4 protein-coding genes are annotated in these 1,823 nt (G+C 46.1%); 1 reads left to right on the top strand and 3 read right to left on the bottom strand.

Annotation, left to right across the window (positions count from 1 at the left end; translation table 11 throughout):
- From ACE1CM_RS02415 to ACE1CM_RS02425, 3 genes are all read right to left on the bottom strand, one after another.
- A partial coding sequence (locus tag ACE1CM_RS02415; RefSeq protein WP_374875809.1) for an SIMPL domain-containing protein occupies window positions 1–720 on the bottom strand: 720 nt, incomplete at its 3' end.
- 176 nt (window positions 721–896) lie between these two features.
- The gene (locus tag ACE1CM_RS02420; RefSeq protein WP_374875810.1) at window positions 897–1,133 is read right to left on the bottom strand and encodes a hypothetical protein; all 237 of its coding nucleotides are present in this window, start codon (window positions 1,131–1,133) and stop codon (window positions 897–899) included.
- Window positions 1,134–1,202: 69 nt separating this feature from the next.
- Window positions 1,203–1,304, bottom strand: coding sequence for a transposase (locus tag ACE1CM_RS02425; RefSeq protein ID WP_374875811.1), 102 nt, complete (start codon window positions 1,302–1,304; stop codon window positions 1,203–1,205).
- 259 nt (window positions 1,305–1,563) lie between these two features.
- Between ACE1CM_RS02425 and ACE1CM_RS02430 the strand changes: the two genes are divergently transcribed.
- A partial coding sequence (locus tag ACE1CM_RS02430) for a hypothetical protein (RefSeq protein WP_374875812.1) occupies window positions 1,564–1,823 on the top strand: 260 nt, incomplete at its 3' end.

The following is a 1,823-nucleotide window of genomic DNA, read 5'->3' on the forward strand; positions in this document are numbered from 1 at the left end:
GGTAGCTTCGACTCGCTGTTCGCCGCCAATCGCGGGGGTGGAAGCTGGTACTCCCACGGAAGCTGCCCTAAATTCAGCTACAGGTGAGGGTGGTGGGGGTGCAAAAGCATTGTTAATTTGGATGCCAATAACCTCCTGACGGGACAGGTTCAAGGTGCTTAAAACAACATCTGCTTGTTGTTGGGCGTCTTGGGTGGCTTCGCGCAGGGCTTGTTGTCGGGCGGTAGCGATCGCATCTTCACTGGCGACAAAACTAATCCCGTCGATGCGCGTCGCCCCGGCATTAACGGCTTCATCTAACAAATTTCCCACTCGCTGGGTATCGATGCGAAAGCTCACCGTGTTGACGGCGATGTATCCTGTCAGGCGCTGCACGTTGTTTTCAAATGTATAGTTGGGGTTAAGTCTGATACCAGTGGTTTGCAGCTTTTCCACATTGCGCGATCGCAACAACTCGACTACCGCAGACGACCGTCGCGCCACCTCTTGCTGTACTCCGGTAGCATTTTTACCTTGGACTTCGACACCCAACTGCACCAAAGCGATGGTAGCGGGGATGGTTTCCTCGCCGCGACCTGTTACAGAGAGCGATCGCACTATCGGACGTTGAGTTTGTCCAAGATCTTGCGCCATGACCGGATGGGGCACTGTCAGATTCAGCAAGTATAAGCTTAAACCAATAGCAGGTAAACGATTCCAGCAGGCAAGGATAGGATTCATCGCTATTCACCTTCATTATTTACTTTCGTTCTCATGTTTCATATCATGTCCCTTGGCAACGGTTGTGTAACTGCTAATAGCTAATCGCTAATGGCGAAATCAGGAAAAATACTATATTAGCAATTAGCAATTAGCAATTAGCCATCGATACACTAGCTATACCTAAGGACATGATATCAATCGTAGACAGCGACAGCTTTTGAGCCGTTGTCATCAATTGCCAAGCGTGCGATCAGATCGTAAAACTTTCGCTCGTGCCCCGAACAACGGTAGCCATCGGGGTCGAATTGCGCGTACGCTTCCGCAAACGCTTGTCCCAATTTCTTTTTAAGTCCGCTCAGCCAAGCGGTTGATTTTTGCACCCAGGCTGCTGTGCGCTTTGTTTGTAAGCCAGAAAGGTACGTTGTTAGCATCGTTTGCCACGTCTTCTGCAGACGGCGCGCCACCGTTGCAGAATTCTGGTTCTTCCGTACTTAGTATGCTCAATGCCAACAAATCAAAGCTCTAATTTGAAATTTATTAAAATTCCTCAACCCAAATCCACAGCGCTTTAACAATTTTAATTTGTTATTAATTCCTTTCACTCAAATATTTTTGCCAATTATCACACTTAAATTGCCGAGGATTTCCTCTCAGAATTACTTCTCTGGTTTTTATTGCTAAATCTCTAAATCAAATTATTTTTTGCACCAGTTCGGGATAATTTAATTTTTCCATAAAACAATCTCCTGTTTACTTGCATCAAACACGAGCAATTTAAGCTGATATTCTTCTACGGCATGGCGAGCGCCATCAGTTTTAGGTCAATATTAGCAAGCGATCGCTCTCTCAAACAAACTACTTTTGTTCGCTCTTTTATTTCCCAGTAGTAATACTGTCAAAGAGATGGCGATCGCTCTCGCTGACATTGGCGTTAGTCTTCAGGTAGTCACCCACGCGATCGCCATCAGTTTTAAGTCAATAGTTGTCAGGTGCTTGACTCTACTTGCCGGATTCTCCCTCAAAAAAGGATACTGGTTAATACCAACTACAAGTGCATCTCGCGTCATAAAAACTGATTCTGCCCAGATTTACTGCTTTATCCTCTTACTGATGCACCCCAG

The sequence above is a fragment of the Microseira sp. BLCC-F43 genome (assembly GCF_041929235.1).
In the GTDB taxonomy this organism is placed as follows: Bacteria; Cyanobacteriota; Cyanobacteriia; order Cyanobacteriales; family Aerosakkonemataceae; genus Microseira.